This window comes from Alistipes sp. An116, assembly GCF_002161005.1.
GTDB lineage: Bacteria > Bacteroidota > Bacteroidia > Bacteroidales > Rikenellaceae > Alistipes > Alistipes megaguti.
On sequence record NZ_NFLR01000003.1, the window covers coordinates 194,770 to 217,596 of the forward strand.

General features: G+C 61.0%; 18 protein-coding genes and 1 pseudogene. 6 read left to right on the plus strand and 13 right to left on the minus strand.

What is annotated here, in order from left to right; translation table 11 throughout:
• The first annotated feature begins 33 nt into the window (after window positions 1–33).
• The 3 genes from asnS (at window position 34) to B5E60_RS03275 (ending at window position 3,929) form a co-directional block, all read left to right on the plus strand.
• Entirely contained in the window at window positions 34–1,422 is a 1,389-nt protein-coding gene (asnS, locus tag B5E60_RS03265; protein ID WP_087309452.1) for an asparagine--tRNA ligase, read from the plus strand.
• Window positions 1,423–1,813: 391 nt separating this feature from the next.
• Window positions 1,814–3,238 carry an RNA polymerase factor sigma-54 gene (rpoN, locus tag B5E60_RS03270; RefSeq protein ID WP_087309453.1) on the plus strand — a complete coding sequence of 475 codons (1,425 nt, stop codon included), beginning with the start codon at window positions 1,814–1,816 and terminating at the stop codon, window positions 3,236–3,238.
• Window positions 3,239–3,320: 82 nt separating this feature from the next.
• Window positions 3,321–3,929: a hypothetical protein gene (locus B5E60_RS03275; RefSeq protein WP_087309454.1), complete on the plus strand. Its 609-nt coding sequence runs from the start codon at window positions 3,321–3,323 to the stop codon at window positions 3,927–3,929.
• A 14-nt stretch (window positions 3,930–3,943) separates the two neighbouring features.
• Here the strand turns inward: B5E60_RS03275 and B5E60_RS14145 are convergent, their stop codons facing one another.
• The 10 genes and pseudogenes from B5E60_RS14145 to B5E60_RS03320 form a co-directional block, all read right to left on the minus strand.
• Window positions 3,944–4,171 (minus strand): glycoside hydrolase family 97 C-terminal domain-containing protein, encoded by a 228-nt coding sequence (locus B5E60_RS14145; RefSeq protein WP_239403202.1) that lies wholly within the window; start codon window positions 4,169–4,171, stop codon window positions 3,944–3,946.
• Window positions 4,172–4,328: 157 nt separating this feature from the next.
• Window positions 4,329–4,991: pseudogene (locus tag B5E60_RS14150) on the minus strand (glycoside hydrolase family 97 N-terminal domain-containing protein); the annotation flags it as partial.
• The gene (gdhA, locus tag B5E60_RS03285; RefSeq protein WP_087309455.1) at window positions 4,982–6,337 is read right to left on the minus strand and encodes an NADP-specific glutamate dehydrogenase; all 1,356 of its coding nucleotides are present in this window, start codon (window positions 6,335–6,337) and stop codon (window positions 4,982–4,984) included. The gene gdhA and the pseudogene B5E60_RS14150, both read right to left, overlap by 10 nt.
• Window positions 6,338–6,585: 248 nt before the next feature.
• The gene (locus tag B5E60_RS03290) at window positions 6,586–7,182 is read right to left on the minus strand and encodes a DUF4923 family protein (protein WP_087309456.1); all 597 of its coding nucleotides are present in this window, start codon (window positions 7,180–7,182) and stop codon (window positions 6,586–6,588) included.
• Between the two features lie 122 nt (window positions 7,183–7,304).
• The gene (locus B5E60_RS03295; protein ID WP_087309519.1) at window positions 7,305–9,230 is read right to left on the minus strand and encodes an NAD(+) synthase; all 1,926 of its coding nucleotides are present in this window, start codon (window positions 9,228–9,230) and stop codon (window positions 7,305–7,307) included.
• Between the two features lie 76 nt (window positions 9,231–9,306).
• Window positions 9,307–10,524 carry a peptidase T gene (gene pepT, locus B5E60_RS03300; protein WP_087309457.1) on the minus strand — a complete coding sequence of 406 codons (1,218 nt, stop codon included), beginning with the start codon at window positions 10,522–10,524 and terminating at the stop codon, window positions 9,307–9,309.
• Between the two features lie 100 nt (window positions 10,525–10,624).
• Complete coding sequence (locus tag B5E60_RS03305) at window positions 10,625–12,631, minus strand: OPT family oligopeptide transporter (protein ID WP_087309458.1); 2,007 nt, start codon at window positions 12,629–12,631, stop codon at window positions 10,625–10,627.
• 41 nt (window positions 12,632–12,672) lie between these two features.
• A complete protein-coding gene (locus B5E60_RS03310) occupies window positions 12,673–12,999 on the minus strand; it encodes a nucleoside triphosphate pyrophosphohydrolase family protein (RefSeq protein ID WP_087309459.1) in 327 nt (108 codons plus the stop codon).
• 182 nt (window positions 13,000–13,181) lie between these two features.
• Window positions 13,182–14,426: a UDP-N-acetylmuramoyl-tripeptide--D-alanyl-D-alanine ligase gene (locus B5E60_RS03315; RefSeq protein ID WP_087309520.1), complete on the minus strand. Its 1,245-nt coding sequence runs from the start codon at window positions 14,424–14,426 to the stop codon at window positions 13,182–13,184.
• Entirely contained in the window at window positions 14,419–15,492 is a 1,074-nt protein-coding gene (locus B5E60_RS03320) for a mannose-1-phosphate guanylyltransferase (RefSeq protein WP_204246435.1), read from the minus strand. Before B5E60_RS03320 ends, B5E60_RS03315 begins: the two co-directional genes overlap by 8 nt.
• A gap of 87 nt (window positions 15,493–15,579) precedes the next feature.
• Between B5E60_RS03320 and pssA the strand changes: the two genes are divergently transcribed.
• Genes pssA through B5E60_RS03335 form a run of 3 tightly spaced genes read left to right on the plus strand, consistent with a single transcriptional unit; the run spans window position 15,580 to window position 19,235 of the window.
• Window positions 15,580–16,299, plus strand: a complete 720-nt coding sequence (pssA, locus tag B5E60_RS03325) for a CDP-diacylglycerol--serine O-phosphatidyltransferase (RefSeq protein ID WP_087309461.1) — start codon at window positions 15,580–15,582, stop codon at window positions 16,297–16,299.
• Window positions 16,300–16,356: 57 nt separating this feature from the next.
• Complete coding sequence (locus B5E60_RS03330) at window positions 16,357–18,498, plus strand: putative porin (protein ID WP_087309462.1); 2,142 nt, start codon at window positions 16,357–16,359, stop codon at window positions 18,496–18,498.
• Between the two features lie 44 nt (window positions 18,499–18,542).
• Window positions 18,543–19,235, plus strand: coding sequence for a transglycosylase SLT domain-containing protein (locus B5E60_RS03335; protein WP_087309463.1), 693 nt, complete (start codon window positions 18,543–18,545; stop codon window positions 19,233–19,235).
• 111 nt (window positions 19,236–19,346) lie between these two features.
• On the opposite strand, the gene B5E60_RS03340 is transcribed toward B5E60_RS03335, so the two are convergent.
• The 3 genes from B5E60_RS03340 to B5E60_RS03350 are packed head-to-tail and all read right to left on the minus strand — an operon-like array spanning window position 19,347 to window position 22,823.
• Window positions 19,347–21,101: a PCMD domain-containing protein gene (locus tag B5E60_RS03340; RefSeq protein ID WP_087309464.1), complete on the minus strand. Its 1,755-nt coding sequence runs from the start codon at window positions 21,099–21,101 to the stop codon at window positions 19,347–19,349.
• Window positions 21,102–21,104: 3 nt separating this feature from the next.
• Window positions 21,105–21,983, minus strand: coding sequence for a hypothetical protein (locus B5E60_RS03345; RefSeq protein ID WP_087309465.1), 879 nt, complete (start codon window positions 21,981–21,983; stop codon window positions 21,105–21,107).
• A 12-nt stretch (window positions 21,984–21,995) separates the two neighbouring features.
• Window positions 21,996–22,823, minus strand: a complete 828-nt coding sequence (locus B5E60_RS03350; RefSeq protein WP_204246436.1) for a hypothetical protein — start codon at window positions 22,821–22,823, stop codon at window positions 21,996–21,998.
• Between the last annotated feature and the right edge of the window lie 4 nt (window positions 22,824–22,827).

Genomic DNA, 22,827 nt, shown 5'->3' on the forward strand with positions numbered 1-22,827 from the left:
AAACGTGTGAACTGAATATCCTATCTATATCCTATGAAAACGCAGAGAATCGCAGAAATCCTCAAGTCGGGAGTCGTGGACAGCGACATCGTCGTCAAAGGTTGGGTGCGCACCAAGCGCGGCAACAAGAACGTGGCCTTTATCGCCATGAACGACGGGTCGTGCGTGAACAACATACAGGTGGTGGTCGATCTGTCGAAGATCAGCGAGGAGCAGCTCAAGCCCATTACGACGGGAGCCTGCATCCGTGTCGACGGCCGGCTGGTTGCCTCGCCCGGGGCCGGTCAGGGCGTCGAGGTGCAGGCCGAGCGGATCGAGATCTACGGTACGGCCGACCCCGATACCTATCCCCTGCAGAAGAAGGGCCACTCGCTGGAGTTCCTGCGTGACATCGCCTACCTGCGTCCGAGGACCAATACCTTCGGCGCCGTGCTGCGTATCCGCCACGCCATGGCCTACGCCATCCACGAGTATTTCAACAGGAACGGATTCTACTACTTCCATACGCCGATCATCACCGCTTCGGACTGCGAAGGGGCCGGCGCCATGTTCCAGGTCACGACGCTCGACCTGAACAATCTGCCCAAGACCGAGGAGGGAAAGGTCGACTATACGAAGGACTTCTTCGGCAAGTCGTGCAATCTGACCGTTTCGGGACAGCTCGAAGGTGAGCTGGGCGCCCTGTCGCTGGGCCGCATCTATACGTTCGGCCCGACGTTCCGCGCCGAAAACTCCAACACGCCGCGCCACGCCTCGGAGTTCTGGATGATCGAACCCGAAGCGGCGTTCTACGACCTGGAGGACGATATGGAGCTGGCCGAGGATTTCCTCAAGTACTTGATCCAGTATGCGCTGGACAACTGCAAGGAGGACCTCGAGTTCATGAACAAGATGTGGGACAAGGGGCTGATCGACCGGCTGAAGTTCGTGCTGCACAACGATTTCAAACGCCTCGACTACACCGAGGGTATCGAGATCCTGAAGGCTTCGGGCCGCAAGTTTGAATTCCCGTGCGACTGGGGCTGCGACCTGCAGTCGGAGCACGAGCGCTACCTGGTCGAGGAGCATTTCAAGCGTCCGGTGATCCTGATCAACTATCCGAAGGATATCAAGGCCTTCTACATGAAACAGAACGACGACGGAAAGACCGTGCGCGCCATGGATGTCCTCTTCCCGGGCATCGGCGAGATCATCGGCGGCTCGGAGCGTGAGGCCGACTACGAGAAGCTGAACCGCCGCGTCAAGGAGCTCGGCATGAACGAGCGCGAACTGTGGTGGTATCTTGATACGCGCCGCTGGGGATCGGCTCCCCACTCGGGCTTCGGTCTGGGCTTCGACCGTCTGCTGTTGTTCGTCACCGGTCTGACCAACATCCGCGACGTACAGCCCTTCCCGCGTACACCGATGCACGCCGATTTCTGATCGGTCGGCTGCCGTACTTGCGGCCGGTACGCCTTGGACGGCGACCGGCCGGCAACAAACCCTCCCCGGTCAGGGCCGGAGGCTGCGGTGACGCGGCTTCGGACACCGATCGCGGGAGACGGGCTGGCCCGGTATTGAGCGCCCCGAAGGGTGTGTGGGTATTGGCCTTTGTGAGTCTGGAGCAGGGACGGTCATCGGAACCCGGCAGTGGGAGAAGTTGGCCTTAGCGAGCCTGTAGCAGGGGCATCGGGACTTTGGGGCGAGGAAGTTTATCCCCCGGAGTCCGCTGCTCGAGCGGCGATCGACCACCCCTAAATGTGGAAAACCCGAACAAACCCGAAATGAAGAAACCAAATTGGAAGGAGATTCTTATTCTTAATTTGGATTCGATATGGCAATCAATCAGAAACAGGTACTTTCGCTTCAGCAGAAGCTCTCTCCGCAACAGATTCAGATGATCAAGCTGCTGGAGTTGCCTACCGTGCAGCTCGAACAGCGCATCAAGCAGGAGATCGAAGACAACATCGTCCTCGAGGAGGAGGAACGTCCCGCCGAGGACGAAGACCAGCAGCCGCAGGAGATCTCCGTTGACGAATACCTGCGCGAAGACGATACCCCCTCCTACAAGAGCCACATCAACAACTACTCGAAGGACGACAAGCAGCGTCCGGTCTACCTGACCGAAGGACGCTCGCTGCAGGAGTATCTCATCGAGCAGTTGAATTTCCGCAACCTCTCGGAGCGCGACATGCGTCTGGCGACCTATCTGGTCGGAAGTCTCGACGAGGACGGCTACCTGCGCCGCGACCTGGAGTCGGTGGCCGACGACATCGCCTTTACGGTGGGTATCGAGACCTCGGCCGAGGAGCTGGCGCGTATCCTGGGGATCATCCACGAACTGGAACCGGCCGGGATCGGGGCCCGCGACCTGCGCGAGTGCCTGCTGCTGCAGATCGACCAGCTGCCGCTCAATACGCGTCCGCGCCGGTTGGCCCGCCGGATTCTGGCCGACTACTTCGACGAGTTTGTCAAGAAGCACTACGAGAAGCTGATGGCGCGGCTGCAGGTCTCGGAGGATGAGTTCCGCGAGGCCATTGCCGAGATCAAGCACCTTTCGCCCAAACCCGGCAACCTCTATGCCGAGGGGGGAACGGATACGACACCCTACATCATTCCGGATTTCATCCTCGACTATCAGGACGGTCATTTCAACCTCTCGATGAATTCGTACAACGTCCCCGAGGTGCGGATCAACCGCCGCTACGTCGACATGATCCGCGACATGGTGGGTCCCGACGGCAAGGTCAAGGAGCAGGACCGGGAGGCGCTGCAGTTCGTCAAGAACAAGATCGACTCGGCCAAGTGGTTCATCTCGGCCATCAAGCAGCGCCACGACACGCTGATGCGCACGATGCAGACCATTCTCGACTACCAGCAGGAGTACTTCAAGGACGGCGACCGTTCGAAACTCCGCCCGATGATCCTCAAGGACATTGCCGACCGCACGGGGCTCGATGTCTCGACCATCTCGCGCGTGGTCAACAGCAAGTACGTGCAGACGCAGTTCGGGATCATCCTGCTCAAGTCGCTCTTCTCGGAGGCGATGCAGACCGAATCGGGTGAGGAGGTCTCGAGCTATGAGATCAAACACATCCTCCAGCAGTGTATCGACGGCGAGGACAAGCGCCACCCGCTGACCGACGAGACGCTGATGGACATCCTCAATTCGAAGGGATACCGCATTGCGCGGCGTACGGTGGCCAAGTACCGCGAGATGCTGGGCATCCCGGTGGCGCGGCTGCGCAAGCAGATCTGACCCCGGCGGAGGGGGGGGGACTAAAGAACGGGGCTGAGTGATGCTCGGTCGCGTCGGGGCGGCCTTAAAAAGCATGAATGCAATGAATTATCGGAAAATAGCCAATACGCTCTCGTGGGTGCTGCACCCCTTTCTGCTGCCGGTCTACCTGATGGCGGTGCTGCTCACGATGACCACCTTCGCCCACTACTCCACGCAGGTGAAGTTCTACCTCATGTGGGTGGTGGCGCTCTATGCGATCGTCATTCCGTTCCTGGTGCTCGGCGTGCTGCATTCGTTGGGGCGGATCTCCAGTTTCAAGGTGGACAACCGTCGCGAACGGTGGCTGCCCCTGGCGGTCGGAATCGTCTGCTACGTCCTTTGTGCCATCACCTTTGCGAAGATCCCCTCGGCCATCTTTCTGCGCAAGTTCATGGTGGCGGCCGCCTGTTGTGAGGCGATGTGTCTCGTGGTGTCGTTGTGGTGGAAGATCAGTCTGCACCTGACCGGCATGGGGGCCGTGGTGGCTCTGCTCGTGGTGATGAACATCGTCGGAGTGGGCAATATGCTCATCCCGCTCATGGTCGCCATCCTTGCCGCCGGAGCACTGGCCTCGGCACGTCTCTACCTCGGCTGTCACAACGGCGCGCAGGTGCTGGCCGGATTCTGCGGCGGTTTCGTGGTGGCCATGCTGGCCGTACTCTTCCTGTAAATCCGGAACCCGATCTATTTCAGCTTCGGCAGTCTGCGGTCGGCCGGAGCGGCCTCCCGCAGCGAGATGGCAAATCCTCCGCCGCGGGCCATCCACACCGACAACCGGCTGCGGGCTGTGACCCGTCCGCTGCGGATGCGGTAAGCCTCCGGATTCTCGGCATAGTCGGCATCCGGCGCATCGGCCGTAGAGCGTTGCCACGTACTCCGGCCTGGTTTCAGAAAATCGAATCCGATCTCCATCGTCCGGGCCTCTTCGTTGTTTTTTTTTTTTTCCCCCCCCCACGAACCATTCGTTGCGGCCTTTGGTCTTGCGGGCCGCCACGATATAGGCCCCGGGTTCGGCCGCCATCTGCAGCGGTGAATACATCGTGACGCAGAGGGCCAGCTGGTTGCAGGTCGTAGCGTTGGCTTTCGAGGTGTTGCCCGGGGCAAAGGTCGAGAGGTCCATGCCGAAGATTCCCGGCGTGTAGTCCATCGGTCCGCTCTTCGCGGAGGATTGTGTGAGCCTCTTTTGTTCGGGGAATTCGTAGCGGAATCCGAGTCCGTCGTCATAGGAGCGGAAGCAGACGATCATGATGCGGTCCTGCTGTTCGAGGGTGACGGCCAGTTCGTTGTAGTGGTTTCGGATGGTGGCCGTTTCGTCCCAGACGGGTTCCCTGGTCTCGTCGAAGCTGCTGCGCCCGGCCGACTGCAGGGTGAAGTCATCCAGCAGCGCGGGGCGTTCTTGAGTTCGAAGCCGAGCCGGCCGGGGAGCACCGCGGCCCGACCCTTGTAGCTGAGCGTGTAACGTGGTATGCCGTCCGCGACGTCGAACGTGAGGGTCAGTACGTTTCCGGGCGAGGTGAGTTTTTCCCGGGCGGCGAGCGGTTGCAGCAGGAGCAGGGTGGTGAGCAGGAGGAGCAGTCTCTTTATGGATCGTTTTTTTGCGGGTGATTCTTTCAGACAATGATAGCGAAAAACCGCTCCTGAGGAGGATAAAAAAGCCGGTTTTTGGATAAAACCGGCTTTCGGGAGAGAAACTGATGATGGGTTGGAGGGAAGGTTCGTGGGTTATACGCATCCCTGGGCCAGCATGGCGTTGGCCACCTTCATGAAGCCGCCGATGTTGGCTCCGACGACATAGTTGATGTAGCCGTCGGGTTCGGTGCCGTACTGGACGCAGACCGAGTGGATGTTTTTCATGATGGCCTTGAGGCGTGCGTCGACCTCCTCGGGGGTCCAGGTCAGGCGCATTGAGTTCTGAACCATCTCGAGGCCCGAGGTGGCTACACCTCCCGCATTGGCCGCCTTGCCCGGGGCATAGAGCAGCTTGTGGAGCTGGAAGACGCGGATGGCTTCGGGTGTCGAGGGCATGTTGGCCCCTTCGGCCACGCAGATGCAGCCGTTGTCGACGAGCATCTGGGCCTCATCGCCGTTGAGTTCGTTCTGCGTGGCGCACGGCATGGCGATGTCGCACTTCACGCCCCACGGACGCTCGCCCGGATAGTACGTCGCCGAGGGATAGCGCTCGGCATACTCCTTGATGCGGCCGCGGAAGATGTTCTTGAGCTCCATGACGTAGTCGAGCTTTTCGGGGCTGATACCTTCGGGGTCGTAGATGTAACCCGACGAATCGGAGAGCGTCACGACCTTGGCTCCCAGCTCCGTAGCCTTCATGCAGGCATACTGGGCCACGTTGCCCGAACCGGAGATGCAGACGGTTTTGCCCTGGAACGAGTCGCCGCGCGTGGCGAGCATCTCCTGGGCGAAGTAGCAGGTGCCGTATCCCGTAGCCTCGGGGCGCAGCGGGCTGCCGCCCCAGTCGCGGCCCTTACCGGTGAGCGTCCCGGTGAACTCGTCGCGCAAACGCTTGTACTGGCCGAACATGTATCCGATTTCGCGGCCTCCGACGCCGATATCGCCGGCTGGCACGTCGGTATCCTGACCGATATGGCGTTGCAGTTCGGTCATGAACGACTGGCAGAACTTCATTACTTCGTTGTCCGACTTGCCTTTGGGGTTGAAGTCCGAACCACCCTTGGCGCCGCCCATCGGGAGGGTCGTGAGGCTGTTCTTGAAGGTCTGCTCGAAGGCCAGGAACTTCAGGATCGAGAGGTTCACCGACGGGTGGAAGCGGATACCGCCCTTGTAGGGGCCGATGGCGCTGTTCATCTGGATGCGGTAACCGCGGTTGATTTCGATTTCGCCCTTGTCGTTGAGCCACGCCACACGGAACATGATGACCCGTTCGGGTTCGGCGATGCGTTCGAGAATCTTCATCTTCTGCAGGATCGGGCTGGCGACGATGTGCGGAGCCAGCGACTCGGCCACCTCACGGACGGCCTGATGGAACTCCGGCTCTCCCGGATTGCGGGCGATGAGCCGGGCCATGAAATCTTCGACGTATTGTCGGGCTTGTTCGTTCATAGCGTTTCGGATTTACGGGGTTTTCAGGTTTGATTGTGGCTATAAAATTAACAAATTCGCCGCTATTTTGCAAGTTCTTTAAGAATTTCGTAAAATATTTTAGATAAGCCCCCCGCTCATTTGCTTACGGTCCGGGGCCGATGAACGGGCCAGGCTGAGGATCCGTAATAAAAAAAGACGGATTCGCCGTGAATCCGTCAGGGAAAAAATTTCAAAAATTTTGCACTCCCGGGGTTGGAAGTTGCCGTTTAGCGGGAGAAGGCGAATCCGAGGTAGACGTCTTCGTACTTCTTGAGCAGGGTGACGAGGGTCGAAAGCGAAGAGACCTTGCTGCCGAGCGACGTGACCAGATTCACCAGTTTCGTCACCGGGAAGACCAGCTGCAGATCGGAGCCGCTGACGTAGGCATGTCCCTCGACGGTTCCCAGATTGAGTTTGCCTTTGGCAAAGTACAGGGCCACGGTGTGCTTTTCGGCGTCGTAGGAATAGGTTCCCGAGAGCTGGTGCTTGCCCAGTACGGCGGTGAAGGTGCTGTCGGCGCGTTCGAAGGTGAACGAACTGGTTCCGGCCTTGATGCCGACCAGGGAGTAGGCCTTCTCGAGTTTCTCGACGACGGTTGATTCGAGGGCTGCGGCTCCGAGGTCCGAGAGCATGTCTTCGCCTTCGAACTTGACGCCCGGGCCCGTGTAGTTCCACGTTCCGTCAAGGGCATACTGGGTGAGTTTTCCGTCGGTGACTTCGTCGACCGCCGTGGTGGCGATCTTCTTCAGGGCATCTTTCCAGTCCTGAGCTGCGGCCGAGGCTGCCGCGAGCAGGACGACCGTCGTAAAAAGAATCTTTTTCATGCGTTATGTCGTATTTGTCCGACGCCGCTCTCCTCGGGAACAGGTGATTGGTCCCGTGGGGGCGTCGGTGGAGTTCCGGTTATTCGGCGCGGGGCGTTGCCGCACCTTCGCGTACGGGATGATTACAGCCGGTCGAGCTCGCGGAGCCAGACGTCGGCCGAGGCATCCGACGGCATGCGCCAGTCGCCGCGCGGCGAGAGGGTCACCGAACCGACCTTCGGGCCGTCGGGCATGGCCGAGCGCTTGAACTGCTGCGCGAAGAAGCGGCGGAAGAAGATCCGCAGCCACTTGAGGATCGTTTCGCTGTCGTAGCTCCCTTCGAAGGCCACCTCGGCCAGCCGAAGGATCTTCTCCGGGCCGAAGCCCAGCCGCAGGAAGTTGTAGAGGAAGAAGTCGTGGAGTTCGTAGGGGCCCACCAGATCTTCGGTTTTCTGGGCGATGTGTCCGTCGGCATCGGCCGGCAGCAGTTCGGGGCTCACGGGGGTGTCGATGATGTCGAGCAGCGTGGCGCGCGTCGAGGGATCGCGCTCCGTGTCGGCGACCCACTTGACCAGGTGGCGCACCAGCGTCTTGGGTACCGAGGCATTGACGCCGTACATCGACATCTGGTCGCCGTTGTAGGTGGCCCATCCGAGTGCCAGCTCCGAGAGGTCGCCCGTTCCGATGACCAGACCGCCCTCCATGTTGGCCACATCCATCAGGATCTGGGTCCGTTCGCGGGCCTGGGCATTCTCGTAGGCGGCCGAGCGGTCCGCCGGATCGAGACCGATGTCGCGCATGTGCTGCAGACAGGCGTCGCGGATCGGAATCTCGCGTACGGTGACCCCCAGTTCGCGCATCAGCTCCAGGGCGTTGTGATAGGTGCGGTCGGTGGTTCCGAAGCCGGGCATCGTGATGCCGATGATTCCCGTGCGGTCGAGCTTCAGCAGGTCGAACGTGCGGACCGTCACCAGCAGGGCCAGCGTCGAATCCAGTCCGCCCGAGATGCCGACCACGGCCCGTTCGCAGCGCGTGTGGCGCAGCCGCTGGGCCAGTCCGTGCGACTGGATGCGGAAGATCTCCTCGCAGCGTTCGCTGCGGTGCTCCTCGTCCTTCGGCACGAAGGGCATCGGGTCGACGTCACGCTCCGGAACGGCGGCACGCAGCCCTTCGGGGATCTCCATCTCGATGACGGTATTCTCCGAGGCGGCCTCCCTCTGGCGGAACGAGGTGTTGCGGCGGCGTTCGAACTCGAGCCGCTGCAGGTCGACATCGGCCACGACCAGCTGCTCGTCGATCGAGAAGCGCTCGGCCTCGCGCAGCAGCGTGCCGTTTTCGGCGATCAGACCGTTTCCGGCGAAGACCAGGTCGGTCGACGACTCGCCGAATCCGGCCGAGACGTAGACGTAGGCTGCCAGACAACGGGCCGACTGCTGGGCCACCAGCGTGCGCAGGTAGAGGTGCTTGCCGGCCAGTTCGGGCGAAGCCGAGAGGTTGAAGATCACCTTGGCGCCGTTCAGCGCCAGCTGCGACGAGGGCGGAATCGGAGCCCAGAGGTCCTCGCAGATCTCCACGCCGAACTCCGCGCCGTTGACCTCAAAGGTCAGATCGGCCCCGAAGTCGGCCGTTTGTCCGCCGACGGCGATCTGTTCGTCGGTGATTCCGGCCCCGGAGGCGAACCAGCGATCCTCGTAGAACTCCGCATAGTTGGGGATGTAGCTCTTCGGGACGACGCCGAGCAGCTTGCCCTGGGTCATCACTACGGCGCAGTTGTAGAGCGCGGAACCGTGGCGCAGCGGCGCCCCGACGATCACGACCAGCGGCAGTTTGCGCGTGGTCTTCGCCAGCCGCACGAGGGCCTCCTCGGCGGCATCGAGCAGCGTGGGCTGCAGCAGCAGGTCGGCACACGTGTAGGCGGTGATTCCCAGTTCGGGGAATGCCGCGATCTCCACGCCGCGGCGCGCAGCCTCTTCGGCCAGCGCTGCCGTGCGCTCCATGTTGTAGGTACAGTCGCCGACCCGCAGGGAGGGGATCGCCGCCGCCACCTTCAGAAATCCGAAATTGTCCATTTTGTTTCCAGTTTCCGCCTTCGGGGGCTCCGTGCCGGAATCCGTCCGGCGCCATGCCCCGTCCGCCATGCAACTCCTATTCGGCCCAGAGCTGTGCCAGGTTCAGAATCACCTGCTGGGCCTTGCGCATCGTGGTGAGCGAGCAGTATTCGAACTTGCCGTGGAAGTTCATGCCTCCGGTGAAGAGGTTCGGGCAGGGCAGCCCCATGAACGAGAGACGAGCGCCGTCCGTACCGCCGCGGATGGGCCGTACCAGCGGCTTCACGCCGGCCATCTCCATGGCCTTCAGCGCCCGCTCGATCAGCTGCGGATGGGGCTCGACCATCTTGCGCATGTTGAAATACTGGTCCTTCATCGTGAGGGTGAGCACCTCGTCGCCGTATTTTTTCTTCAGCAGGTCGACGCACGCCCACAGGAAGACCTTCTTCTGCTCGAAGCGGTCGGCATCGTGGTCGCGGATGATGTAGCTCAGCGAGGCCTTCTCGACCGTGCCGTTCACGCCGACGCAGTGGTAGAAGCCCTCGTAGCCCTCGGTGAACTGCGGACGCTCGGCCGCCGGGAGCAGCGTCTGCAGCTCGCAGGCCACGTCGATGGCGTTGATCATCTTCGCCTTGGCGTAGCCCGGGTGGACGTTGCGGCCCTGAATTTCGATCTTGGCGCTCGCGGCGTTGAAGTTTTCATACTCGAGTTCGCCCTCCATGCCGCCGTCGACCGTGTAGGCGAAGTCGGCGCCGAAGGCCCGTACGTCGAAGAAGTCGACGCCGCGTCCCACCTCCTCGTCGGGGGTGAAGCCGATGCGGATCTTTCCGTGCCGGACTTCGGGGTGGGTCATCAGATACTCGGCGGCGGTCATGATCTCGGCCACGCCGGCCTTGTCGTCGGCCCCCAGCAGGGTTGTGCCGTCGGTGTGGATCAGCGTGTGGCCCTTGAAGAAGGACAGCTCGGGGAAATCCTCGACGCGCATCGTCAGGTGGCCGTTCAGCACCAGGTCACCGCCGTCGTAATCCTCCACCACGCGCGGTTTGACATCCTTGCCGCTCATGTCGGGCGACGTGTCGACGTGGGCGATGAAGCCGATGACGGGGGCATTCTCACACCCTGCCGAGGCGGGGACGGTGCCCATCACGTAGCCGTACTGGTCCATCGTGACATCGGTCATGCCGAGCGTCAGCATCTCGTCGCGCAGGGCTTCGAGCAGCACCTTCTGCTTCTCGGTCGAGGGGAAGGTTGTGCTCTCCTCCGACGACTGGGTGTCGTAGGAGACATATTTCAGAAATCGTTCCTTGAGATCCATAAATATTCGGTTTTGTTGTTAGTTCGTTTTCCGTTTCCGGAGGTCTGAATCCCGGTTTCAGGGTGTTGCGCCGAGTTTCCGGGCCCTCTCCCGACCTGTGTTACTCCTCTTTTTTGGCGCGCAGCGTGTGCCACGTGAAGTAGCCGATCAGCACCAGATACATCACCAGACCGGTCCACTCGGCTGCATTCGACGAAGCCCATCCCGCGAGGAACCAGTCGACGTTGGCGAACTTCAGGATGGCGCTTACCACGCCCATCAGCGCACCGCCGGCGATGAATCCCGAGGCAATCAGCGTGCCGCGGTCCATGCGGGCCCTGTTCAGCGCCGTATCCTTCGAGCGGTTCGAGACGAACCAGGCGATCAGACCGCCCACCACCAGCGGGGCGTTCAGATCCATCGGGATGAACATACCCAGCGCGAAGGCCAGGGCCGGCACGCCGATGGCCGTCAGCACCAGGGCCAGCGCCGCACCGCAGAAGTAGAGCATCCAGGGGGTCTGGCCGCCGGTCATCAGCGGCTGGATCACCGCGGCCATGGCGTTGGCCTGCGGAGCGACCAGGGCCCCTTCACCCACGAAGCCGTAGGATTTGTTCAGTACGATCATCACGCCGGCCACCGTCGCTGCCGAGACGAACGTGCCGAGGAATTTCCACGCCTCCTGCTTGCGGGGAGTCGTGCCGAGCCAGTAGCCGATCTTGAGGTCGGTGATGAATCCGCCGGCCATCGAGAGGGCCGTGCAGACCACGCCGCCGATGATCAGCGCGGCGGTCATGCCCGTCGTGCCACTCAGACCCACCGAGACGAGCACCAGCGACGAGAGGATCAGCGTCATGAGCGTCATGCCCGAGACGGGGTTCGAACCCACGATGGCGATGGCGTTGGCGGCTACGGTCGTGAAGAGGAACGCGATGATGAAGACGATCAGAATCGCGGTGACCGACTGCACCCAGTTGTCGAGCAGTCCGAAGTGGAAGAAGACGAAGACGCAGACGAGCGTGGCGATCAGGATCGAGAGGATGCGCTTCATCGGGATGTCGCGCTGTGTGCGCTCCGTCGAGGCTGCGGCCGTCTTGCCGCCGCCGAACTCCGAGACGGCCAGACCCACGGCCTGACGGATGATCTTCGACTGGCGCACGATGCCGATGATGCCGGCCATGGCGATACCGCCGATGCCGATCGGCTTGCCGATGAAGGTGTAGAGGTTCTCGGCCGAGAGCAGCGCCGAGGGGTCGGCCAGCAGCTTCTCGTTCGTCACGCCCAGCAGCGAGGCCAGTGCTGCGGGATCCAGCGCTTCGGCCAGCGAGCCGACCACCGGCACGATGACGAACCACACAAGGCACGAACCGGCGGTGATGATCAGCGCATATTTCAGACCGATGATGTATCCCAGCCCCAGCAAGGCGGCCGAGGTGTTCAGTCCGAAGACGACCTTGAACTTGTCGGCGGCGACCTGTCCCCAGGCGCAGATGCGCGTCGAGACGGCGTCGGTCCACAGCCCGAACGTGCCGACCACGAAGTCGTAGAGACCGCCGATCAGACCCGCCACGGCGAGCAGTTTGGCCTGATTGCCGCCCTTTTCGCCCGAGACGAGCACCTCGGTGGTGGCCGTAGCCTCGGGGAAGGGATACTTGCCGTGCATCTCCTTGACGAAGTATTTGCGGAAGGGGATCAGCAGCACGATGCCCAGCAGACCGCCGAAGAGCGACGAGAGGAAGACTTGCCAGAAGGCGGCATCCAGCCCGAGGATGTAGAGGGCCGGGAGGGTGAAGATCGCACCGGCGACGATGACGCCCGACGAGGCGCCGATCGACTGGATGATGACATTCTCTCCGAGCATGTTCTTCTTGCCCAGGACGGTGCCCATGCCGACGGCGATGATGGCGATCGGGATGGCGGCCTCGAAGACCTGGCCGACGCGCAGACCCAGATAGGCTGCGGCGGCCGAGAAGATGATGGCCATCACGATGCCCATTCCTACGGAGTAGGGGGTGACCTCGCGGGGCGAGGAGGAGGCCGGCATGACCGGTGTATAGTTTTCCTCGGGTTTGAGTTCGCGGTAGGCGTTTTCGGGGAGCGACGTGCGGGGTGTTTCTTCCTGTTTCATGAGTCGGGCGCTTTGTGTGGGTGAACGTTTCACGGGGGCGGTTATCGGTTGTCGCCGCTGCCCGAGATGCGGTGGCGCTCCATGCGCGAGCGGAGCTTCTCGACATTCATGCGGGCCACTTCGTCGAGGTCGTAGCCCAGGTCGTGCGACAACGTGGCGCAGTACCACAGCACGTCGCCGATCTCCTTGACGATTTCGAGGCGCTTCTCGGGGGAGAACTCCCGGTTCGAGTCGCGGATTACCTTCTTGACCTTGTCGGCCACTTCGCCGGCTTCGCCCGTCAGCCCGAGCGTGGGGTAGACGATACGGCTCTCTTCGGGGTAGATGGCCGTTTCGAGGGCATGTTGCTGGTATTCGTTCAGTGTCATTAGGAAAATGTTGTTACGTTTGGTCTTTTTATTATTGATGGCAAAAATAGCAAAATAATCGGAAAAACCCACGAAAAAGCCCCGGCACTTGCGGTGCGGGGTCTCTCTTTCCGGGTCGGATGGCCGGATTCCGGTCAATGGATTTCGTACGGGCCGTTTTCGCGGTTTGAGGCGTTCGGCTGCTATAGAAGATCGAGGATCTTCTCCAGACCGATGCCGTGCGAGCCCTTGACGAGCACCAGCGCATCGTCGACGGGCGCCGTCTGCAGCAGGTGGCGCAACTCTTCGCACGAAGGGCAGAGCGTCACGCGGGCCGGTTTTTCCGGCAGAGCCGCATAGGCCCGGGCAAACTCCCCGCCGACGAGGATCAGTTCGGCCTCGGAGTCCCGGGCCGCCTGCCGGATGATGGTGCCGTGTTCGGAGAGCGACCATTCGCCCAGCTCGAGCATGTCGCCCAGAATCAACACGCGGTGTTTGCGTTCGCCGAGCTCCTCCGCAAGGAGATTCTCGATGCCGGCGCGCATGCTGCCCGGGTTGGCGTTGTAGCAGTCGGCGATGACCGTATTGCGACGGGTTTCGATGCGTTGCGAGCGGTGGTTGTCCGGCACGTAGTCGGCCACGGCGCGGTGGATCTTCTGATCGGAGACCCCGAACCAGCGTCCCACGGCCACGGCTGCTGCCACGTTGAAGCGGTTGTAGTTACCCTCCAGACGGGTCTCGAAGCCGTCGGCCAGCGATGCCGGATAGTACTCCACGGCCAACGATTCGCGTTCGGCGGCCATCGAGTTGAGCGTTTCGTCGTCCGAGAGGACGAAGGCGCGGCCGCCGTGTGCGGCCAGATAGTCGAACAGTTCGCCCTTGCCGCGCCGCACCCCTTCCGGGCCGCCGAAACCGCCGAGATGGGCCCGTCCGATGTTGGTCAGCAGGCCGTAGTCCGGTTCGGCGATCGAAGCCAGCTGTGCGATTTCACCTTGGGCGCTGGCCCCCATCTCGACGATGCCGAATTCCGTTTCGGGGGGCATTGCGAGCAGCGTCAGCGGCACGCCGATGTGGTTGTTCAGATTGCCCTGCGTGGCGTAGACCCTGTAACGGGCGGCCAGCACGCGGGCAATGAGCTCCTTGGTGGTGGTTTTGCCGCTGCTGCCCGAGATGGCCAGAATCGGAATGCCGAGCGTGCGGCGGTGCTGTCGGGCCAGCTCCTGAAGGGCCGTCAGTGTGTTGTCGACCAGCCTCATGCGCGGGTCGGCGAGCGCCGCCGGATCGTCGATGACGGCTGCTGCGGCCCCCTTTTCGAGCGCCTCGGCGGCAAAGCGGTTGCCGTCGAAGTTGGCCCCCCTGAGGGCGAAGAAGATCGAATCGGGCTCGATGCGCCGCGTGTCGGTCGAGACGTGCGGATGCGAACGGAAGAGTTCGTAGAGATCAGATATGCTTGTCACCATTGTGGAACTTCACTTCGTCGATGAATTTCTTGATATTCTGCTCCTCGGAGCGGGGGCAGATCATCAGTACGTCGTCCGTGTCGACGACGATGTACTCCTTCAGGCCGCTGATGACGGCGATCTTCCCCTTGGGCAGCGAGACGATCGACGAGCGCGTGTCGTAGAGGTAGCACCCCTCCTCGGGGACGGCATTGGCATAGCGGTCCTTGCGCGAGTGCTGGTAGACGGAGCCCCAGGTGCCGACGTCGCTCCAGCCGAACTCGCCGCAGCGTACGTAGACGTTGTCGGCCTTCTCCATGATGCCGTAGTCGATCGAGATGGCGCGGCACTCCGAGAAGGCGATCTCCACGACGCGGCGTTCGTCGGGCGTGCCGACGGCCTGCGTCACGCTGCTGAAGAGGGCGTGGTGTTCGGGGAGGTACTTCTCGAAGGCTTCGATGATCGAGCGCACTTTCCAGATGAAGATGCCCGAGTTCCAGAAGAACTCGCCGCACTGGACGAAGGTCTGGGCCAGTTCGAGGTTGGGTTTTTCGGTGAAGCACTTCACCTTGCTGATGGGCTTCGAGTCCGAGACCTGAATGTACCCGTAGCCCGTATCGGGGCGGGTGGGCTTGATGCCGACGGTCATCAGGGCGTCGTGCTCCGAGGCGAAGGTGATACACTCCTGAATGATGGCGCGGAAGTCGTCCTCGTTGAAGATCAGGTGGTCCGACGGGGTGACGATCATCTCGGCCTCGGGGTTGAGCTTCATGAGCGTATAGGCGGCATAGGCGATGCAGGGGGCCGTATTGCGCCCGACGGGTTCGCAGAGCACCTGCCGCTCGTCGATCTCGGGGATGTGCTCCAGCACGAGGTGTTTGTATTTGTCGTTGGTCACCACGAGGAAGTTCTCCGGCGGGACGATTTTTGCAAAGCGTTCGTAGGTGTGGCGGATGAAGGACTTGCCCGTTCCGAGGATGTCGAGGAACTGTTTGGGCATCGACTGGCGGCTTTTGGGCCAGAAACGGGTTCCGATACCTCCCGCCATGATGACACAATATTTATTGCTTGCCATAAGTTATTATATGGAGTTAACATCGACAAAGATAAAAATATTTTAGTAACTTTGCCGCCTATTGGAGTGATTAATTTCTGTCCGGAAATGAAGATCAGACTGTTCACGATACCCAATCTGCTCACGCTGGCCAACCTGCTCTGCGGTGCTGTGGCGACCGTTTCGGCCCTGGCATGGGGCTCTCTGACGCTGGCCTTTGCACTCATCGTGCTGGCCGCCGTATTCGACTTTTTCGATGGCTTCGTCGCACGACTGCTGCATCAGGATTCGCCCATCGGGCTGCAGCTCGATTCCCTGGCCGACGACATCTCCTTCGGACTGGCTCCCGCGGCGGTGATGTACGCCCTCTATGGCGCAATGCCCGGATACTGGCTGCCCGACGGTGCCGTGGCGCTGGTGGTCTTCCTCTACGCCGCCTTCGGGGCGCTGCGCCTGGCACGCTTCAATATCGACGACACGCAGCGTTCGGAGTTCCTCGGACTGCCGATCCCGGCCGCCGCGATGCTCTGCGCTTCGCTTGGGTTGCTGGTCGAGCGCTACGGCATGGTCTTTTCGCGCGAGAGCCTCGTGCTGGTGGCACTCGGGGCCGCCTGGCTGATGGTCTCCAACCTGCGGATGTTCGCCCTGAAGTTCCACGGCTTCGGCTGGGCCGGGAACGAACTGCGTTATACGTTCCTGGCCGTGAGCGCCGTACTGCTCGTCGCGCTGGGCGGGCGGGCCATTCCGCTCATCGTCGTGATCTACATCCTGATCTCGGCCGTGAAACACTTCGCGAGCCCCGCAACGGACTGTAGGAAAGAGAAATAGTTGCGAAATTAAAAATTTTTAATTATCTTTGCCGCGGTTTTCCGCTCTTTGGTAGTGATGTCGGGACTTACGAAGCGCATATTGCCCTTGCTGCTGCTCGGTCTGCTGATGGCCGTCCCCGCGGCGCTGCACGCCCAGGGCTTCGATGCCAGCACCCTGCGGCGGGCCATGCAGAACGGACAGAGCGGTGCGCTCTACGGCTCGAACCCCTACGAACAGACCGAGGGCGACGAAGAGGGCCGGCAACAGCAGGACACCACCAAAAAGGAACGGAAAATCCGCAAGCCGTTGGAGTCCTATTTCTTCAACGACTCGATCCGCGCGCTGAACAACTTCATGTGGCACGTGAAGCGCGATTTCAACCGCGTGGAGATCGGCCCGTTGGATACCACCCTGACCGATTACCGGATCGACTATCCGTTCTATCGCGAGGATGTGGGCGACATCGCCCAGGGCGCGCTGGGACAAACGTCACTGCCGCTCAACTACTTCCGACGGCCGCAGTTCTTTGACTTCAGTTTTGCGAGTCCCTACTACGCGTACACCTACGACATGGAGAACGTCCCCTTCTACAACACGAAGCGGCCGATGATCCGGATGAGTTACGCGGAGTCGGGCCAGAAGCGTTACCGCGAGGAGAATTTCGGCATCATGGTGGCCCAGAACATCTCGCCGACGACGGGCTTCAACGTCGACTACAAGTCGCGCGGCACCCGCGGACTCTACCTCTGGTCGCGGACCAAGAACCACAACCTCTCGCTGGCCTTCAGCCATACGGGACGCCGTTATTCGGTTCATGCGGCTTACTACAACAACCACATCGAACAGCAGGAAAACGGCGGCGTGGTGGGCAAATGGGCCATCGCCGACACGACGTTCAGCATGCCCTCGGGCGTACCGATGCGTCTGGCCGATGCCGAGGCGAAGAATGTCTACCGCAACAACGGCTTCTTCCTGACGCAGTCCTACGGTATTCCGCTGCAGCGTCTGACCGAGAGCGACTTTTCGATGGCCGGTCTGTCGGCCGTCTACATCGGCCACTCGTTCGAGTACAGTTCGTGGAGCAAGATCTATACGGATCTGAACAAGCCCTACACCAACGAGCGCGACCATCGCGACGAGAACGGACAGTTCGTCTCCGCGGAACACAACTACTACGACCACTGGTACATCAATCCGGTGGAGACGCGCGACTCGATCTACGAACGGGTCATCTCCAACCGGGTCTTCGTCCAGGCGCAGCCCTGGGACCGGAACGGCGTGGTCGGAACGATTGACGCGGGTGTGGGCCTCGACCTGCACACCTACTCGCAATTCAAACTGGACGATTACCTGACGGGGCGTTATACGACCGAACGCAAGACCAGCTGGTTTGCCTACGGCTCCGTCAGCGGCAAGATAAAGAAGTATGTCGACTGGGACGGGAACCTGAAGTTCTACCCGTCGGGATACAGAGGCGGAGACCTGAGCGTGGGAGCGCACCTCGCTCTGACGGGTTATCTCCGCGGACACCCCCTGATTCTCGAAGGCCGCTTCACGATGGAGCGCCGCTCGCCAACCTACTGGCAGGAGAATCTATTCTCGAACCATTATATATGGGACACTCCTTTGAACAAGGAGAATGAGACTCGGTTGGAGGTCAAGTTTTCGGTTCCCGACTACGCATTCGAAGTCGGAGCCTGGCAGGGCGTCGTGACGAACAAGATCTACTACGGATCGGACAGCAACGTCGCCCAGGACAATGGAAGCATAAGCCTCACGAGCGTGTATGCCCGCAAGGATTTCCGCCTCGGCGGACTTCATTTGGACCACAGGGTATTGTTGCAGTGGAGCACGAATCAAGAGGTTGTGCCCGTGCCGCTTCTGAGCGCCTTCCTGTCGTATTACTACGAATTCTGGGTGGTGCGCGACGTACTGCGCCTGCAGATCGGACTCGACGGACGCTATAACACGCGTTACTATGCGCCCGGCTACAATCCGGCACTGTCGGTGTACTACAACCAGCGCGAAGAGGAGGTGGGAAACTATCCCTACCTGGACGCCTTCGTGATGGCGAAGTGGAAGAGAATGCGGATCTTCCTGAAATATCAGCATGTGAACAAGGGACTGTTCGGAAACGGAGAGTATTTCTCGGCAGCCCGTTACCCGCTCAATCCGGGTATGTTCAAGATCGGCATCTCCTGGGGATTCTATGATTAGCGTGCTGTTCTGCGCGGTATAAGCTGCCCGCAAAACAACATTTTATGCTGAAAAAGACGGTTTTAACGTTTGCGTTCTTAACCATTTTTACGACATTTTACGGCTTTAATGCCCACTTCAGCGCTCCCGTGACGGATCAGTCGCTGAACGATGAGGCCGAAATCGGCTATGTACCCCTTGCCGAGGGCAAGTATGTGATTTCGGCCTATGACAACCTGATTCGCCGTATCAGCGAGGAGGAGGGTCATGACTGGCGTTTGATGAGCGCCATTGCCTACCACGAATCGCGCTTCATGCCCGACCTTACGTCGCGCAGCGGGGCGTGCGGACTGATGCAGATCATGCCCTCGGTGGCCCGCCATTTCGAGATCCCGACCGAACGGATCGCCGATCCCGCAACCAATATCTGGCTGGCCAACAAACTGATGACGGAGATTCAGTCGACCCTCCGACTCCCGGAGGGGACCCCTGAGAAGGACCGTATGAGCATCGTGCTGGCCTCCTACAACGGAGGAATCGGCCATGTGAGCGATGCGCGGCGCCTGGCCCGCGTGCACGGCGAGGACCCCAACTCGTGGGAGGTGGTGGCTCGCTATCTGACGCTGAAGGCCGAGCCCGAATACTATGAGAACGAGGTGGTCAAGTGCGGCCGGTTTACCGGCAGCCGTCAGACCCTGGCTTATGTGGATGATGTGTTAGGACGCTACGACAAGTACTGTCGCATTGCCGGGAGGTAATCCCCGACAGATAATCGAAAAGGCAGCGCTTCGGATTTCCGAAGCGCTGCCTTTTTTTGTACTCGGCCGGGTGTCGTCGGGGACATCCCGGTCGCCGGGCCTCGGGACGGTTTACTCGAGGCTCTCGACGGGGGTGTAGATCAGTTCGATGTCGTCGACCCAGAGGGTGCTTTCGCTGCTGCCGGTGAAGTAATCGCCCCAGCGCGAAGCCGAGCAGACGACCATGATGTGCGTCGGGACCTCGTTGGTCGACCGATAGTCGATCGGGATGGTGATCTGTGTCCAGTCGGCGACACTCTCGGAGAAGAATCGTGCCCCGTAGCCGATCACATCCTCGCCCTGCGGGTTGAAGAAGGTCTTCACGTCGCGGGTGTCGATGCTCACCGGGCAGGCGTCCGTTCCGAAGGGTTTGCCGCCGTTCTTATCGTCGCCGGCCCCGTTCTTGCCCATGCCGTATTTCTCCTTGGTCCAGGTTCCGAGGGCGATGTAGATGGCGGCATTGTCGGGATCGCCCGTCTGGATCGTCTCGCCGGCAGGCATGTTCGACCCCACGAAATCGATCTTTCCACTGTTGTATTTCATCCATACGCGCAGGGCCGTGGGGCGCAGCGTGAAGGGCCGGCCGAAGTTGACAATGCCGTCCGTACCTCTGGTGGCGGCATATTCTCCTGTGAAGAGGTTGCCGGCGGCCAGTTTGATGAGGACCTTTCTGCTGGAAAGTTTGGCCGATTTCGTGCCCGTGGATCCGGGCCGTACGGTGCTCTCGTCGGGGGTGGTGACGTTGTCCTTTTCGCTCAGGGCGGTCGAGCCGTTGTTGCCCGTGTCCCAGAAGGGTGAGATCGGTTTGCCGGTCTGGTCGGAGAGGAACGGCAGCCACGGTTTGGCGGGCTGAGACCACTCCTCCAGACCGCTGTTGGGGAGTTGTTCGGCCCGTTCGGTGGTGACGGTCGTGGGGTCGCTCTCGTCGTCGCCGCAGTAGGACTTGAACTGATAGGTCGTCAGCGGTTCGGCGGCGAAGGCGGCCGAGAAGGTTCCGCCCTCGATCTTCACGCCGGGGACTTCGGCCCATTCGCCCTCCTCACCGACGCGGTAGCGGAAGCCCATCGGCTGTCCCGAGACGCCCGAACCGCGCAGCCATACGACACCCGACCAGGCATCGACGGCTTCGGTCTGCACCGTCTTGTCGGTCGGCAGTACGTAGAGCACCCAGCGTTCCGTGCGGCCGTGGCAGGTGACGTCGACGAAGTGGGGTGTCCCGGCCGTCGGATCGTCGGCCTCGGGCGAGCTGTAGTCCAGCGTGGAGAGCTCCTCCAGGGTGGGGGAGTAGGTCGTGGTGACGGCGTCGGTCGAGGCGGGTCCGAGCTTGAGTTCGGTGATGGTCACGCGGCTGCGGTCGGCATCCTTGGCGACGTAGGCCGTGGCGATGCGGTTCTGAAGGTCGAACTCCGAGGCTCCGACCTGCCCCTCGACGCGGAAGCTCCGCGTGATCTCCTGCTGGGCGACGATCTGCCACTCATAGTCCTGATAGAGGTGCAGGGTGACGTAGATCGGCATGCGCAGATCGAACGTCCCCGTGAGCGGGCGCGACGGGCGGATGTTGTCCATGAAGAACTGACGGTCGATGTTGGTGTTGTGGGGGGTGACGGCGTAGGTCACCTCGTCGATGCGGACCTGCTGGATGTCGGTGGCCTCCTCGAGCGAGAGGGTCACCGTGCGGGTTGCCAGATCGATGCTCGCGACCGTAAAACCTTCCCCCGAGAGGCTGTTGATGGCCACCTCGACCGTCGGATAGGGAATATCGTTGGAGATGCACGACGTACCGGCGAACATCGCTCCGGCGAGCAGATAACTGATGAGTCGTTTCATGCGTTATTTCTTTTTCTTGTCCCACATGTGGAAGGTCATACCGATGTTGATGGCCAGGATGTTGAGTTTGAACTTCATCTTCGAGGCCTCGCGGGTTCCGATCTTGTTGCCCAGTTCGTCGTGCTGGTTGACGGTGGTGTACTGGATGCCGCCGAGTCCGAACGAGAGCGTGGCGCAGACATTCGGGAAGATGTAGACCGCGGCTCCGGGGTTGAAGGCCAATTTGAGCTGCGTGTTGTCGCTGTAGGTCTGTTTGACCTTGCCTTCGGATTCGTAGGAGAAGCGCGACGTACCGGTCGAGACCGAGAGTTCGAGTTCGGCGAAGAGGCCGAAGCGCCCCTTCGGGTCGAGCCCCGCATAGGAGCGGTGGAAGATGCCGAACGAGTAGTTGCTGCTCTTGAAATCCAGATAGGGGATGTTGAGCGAGACGTTGTTGTTCTCCCCCAGGTCGAAGAGTCCGCCCTGGTCGAGTGTACCGCTCATGAAGTTGTATCCGAATCGGGCGCCCAGACAGCGGTTGTCGCGGTAGAAGTATCCGACGAAGGGCTTGATGGTGGTCACCGATCCGTCGGCATTGATGTTGTCCAGAATGAGCAGAACATCGGTGTCGTCGCTCGACAGCGTGCCGTAGGAGGCTGTCAGACCCATGATCACCTCGCCCTTGTAGGCGAACTTGATCTTGTTGATTTCACGGTCGATGCGCCGGCGTGTGGGCAGGAAGTGCTGTTTCTGCGTGATGACCGACGCGTCGGTGAGGGTTTCGCCCGACAGCGGGTTGGCCGTCGGGGTTTCGGCTGCGGTGAAGGAGTCTTCGGCGCGGCTCTGGCCCAGGGCTGGGAGTGCGATGCAGAGAGCGGCAAGTATGTGGAAGATACGTTTCATGGCATTCCGGATTTAGAGGTAGAAGGCCACACCGAGGCCGATCGAGAAGATGTTGATCTTGAAGTTCATCTGGCTGATGTTGCGTTCGCCGACGGTGACCTGGTTGTGGACCTGTTCGGTGTGGTCGTAGGTGATACCCATCACGCCGACGTTCACCTCGACGGCCATGTTGTTGGTGGCGAAGGCGATGATGCCGGGTGAGATACCCAGCGAGAAGGAGTATCCCTTTTGATAGGTGCCCTTCACGGGGGAGTCGTTGGCGAAGCGGGCTTGGCTGCCGCCGCCGGCCAGCGACATTTCGTTGTAGAGGGCGAAACGCTTGTTGCTGCCCAGGGGAATGTACTGCCGCCAGATGGCCGCTATCTGGTAGTTGTGCTGCAGGGCATAGTAGTCGCGGACGTTGAGTTCGACGCCCGAACCTTCGTCGCCGAAGTTGATCGAGGCCTTGTCCAGCTTGAGCAGCGTGCGCGAATAGATGAATCGTCCGCCGAGGGCCATGTTGTTGCGGAAGGCGTAGGCGATCATCGGGCTGACCTTGAAGGTATAGCCCGTCGAGTTGATTCCCTCGATGACCAGAAACTGGTAGCTCTGATTGGTATGGGTCGAGTAGGAGGCCGTACCGCCGAAGATCCACTGACCTTTGGGGATGAAGAGGTTGTGGGTGTCGGTCAGGCCGCGCTGGCTGCGCATTTCGTTGACCGTGAGGGTACGGTGCGGCTGTTCCGACGTCCGGGTATGGGCGAGCGGGTCCGTTGCGGGAGTTTCCCGGAAGCGGATCGTCTGGCCCGACGCCTGCAGACCCACGGCCGCAAGAAACAGAATGCTGAGTATATGGCGCATCGTG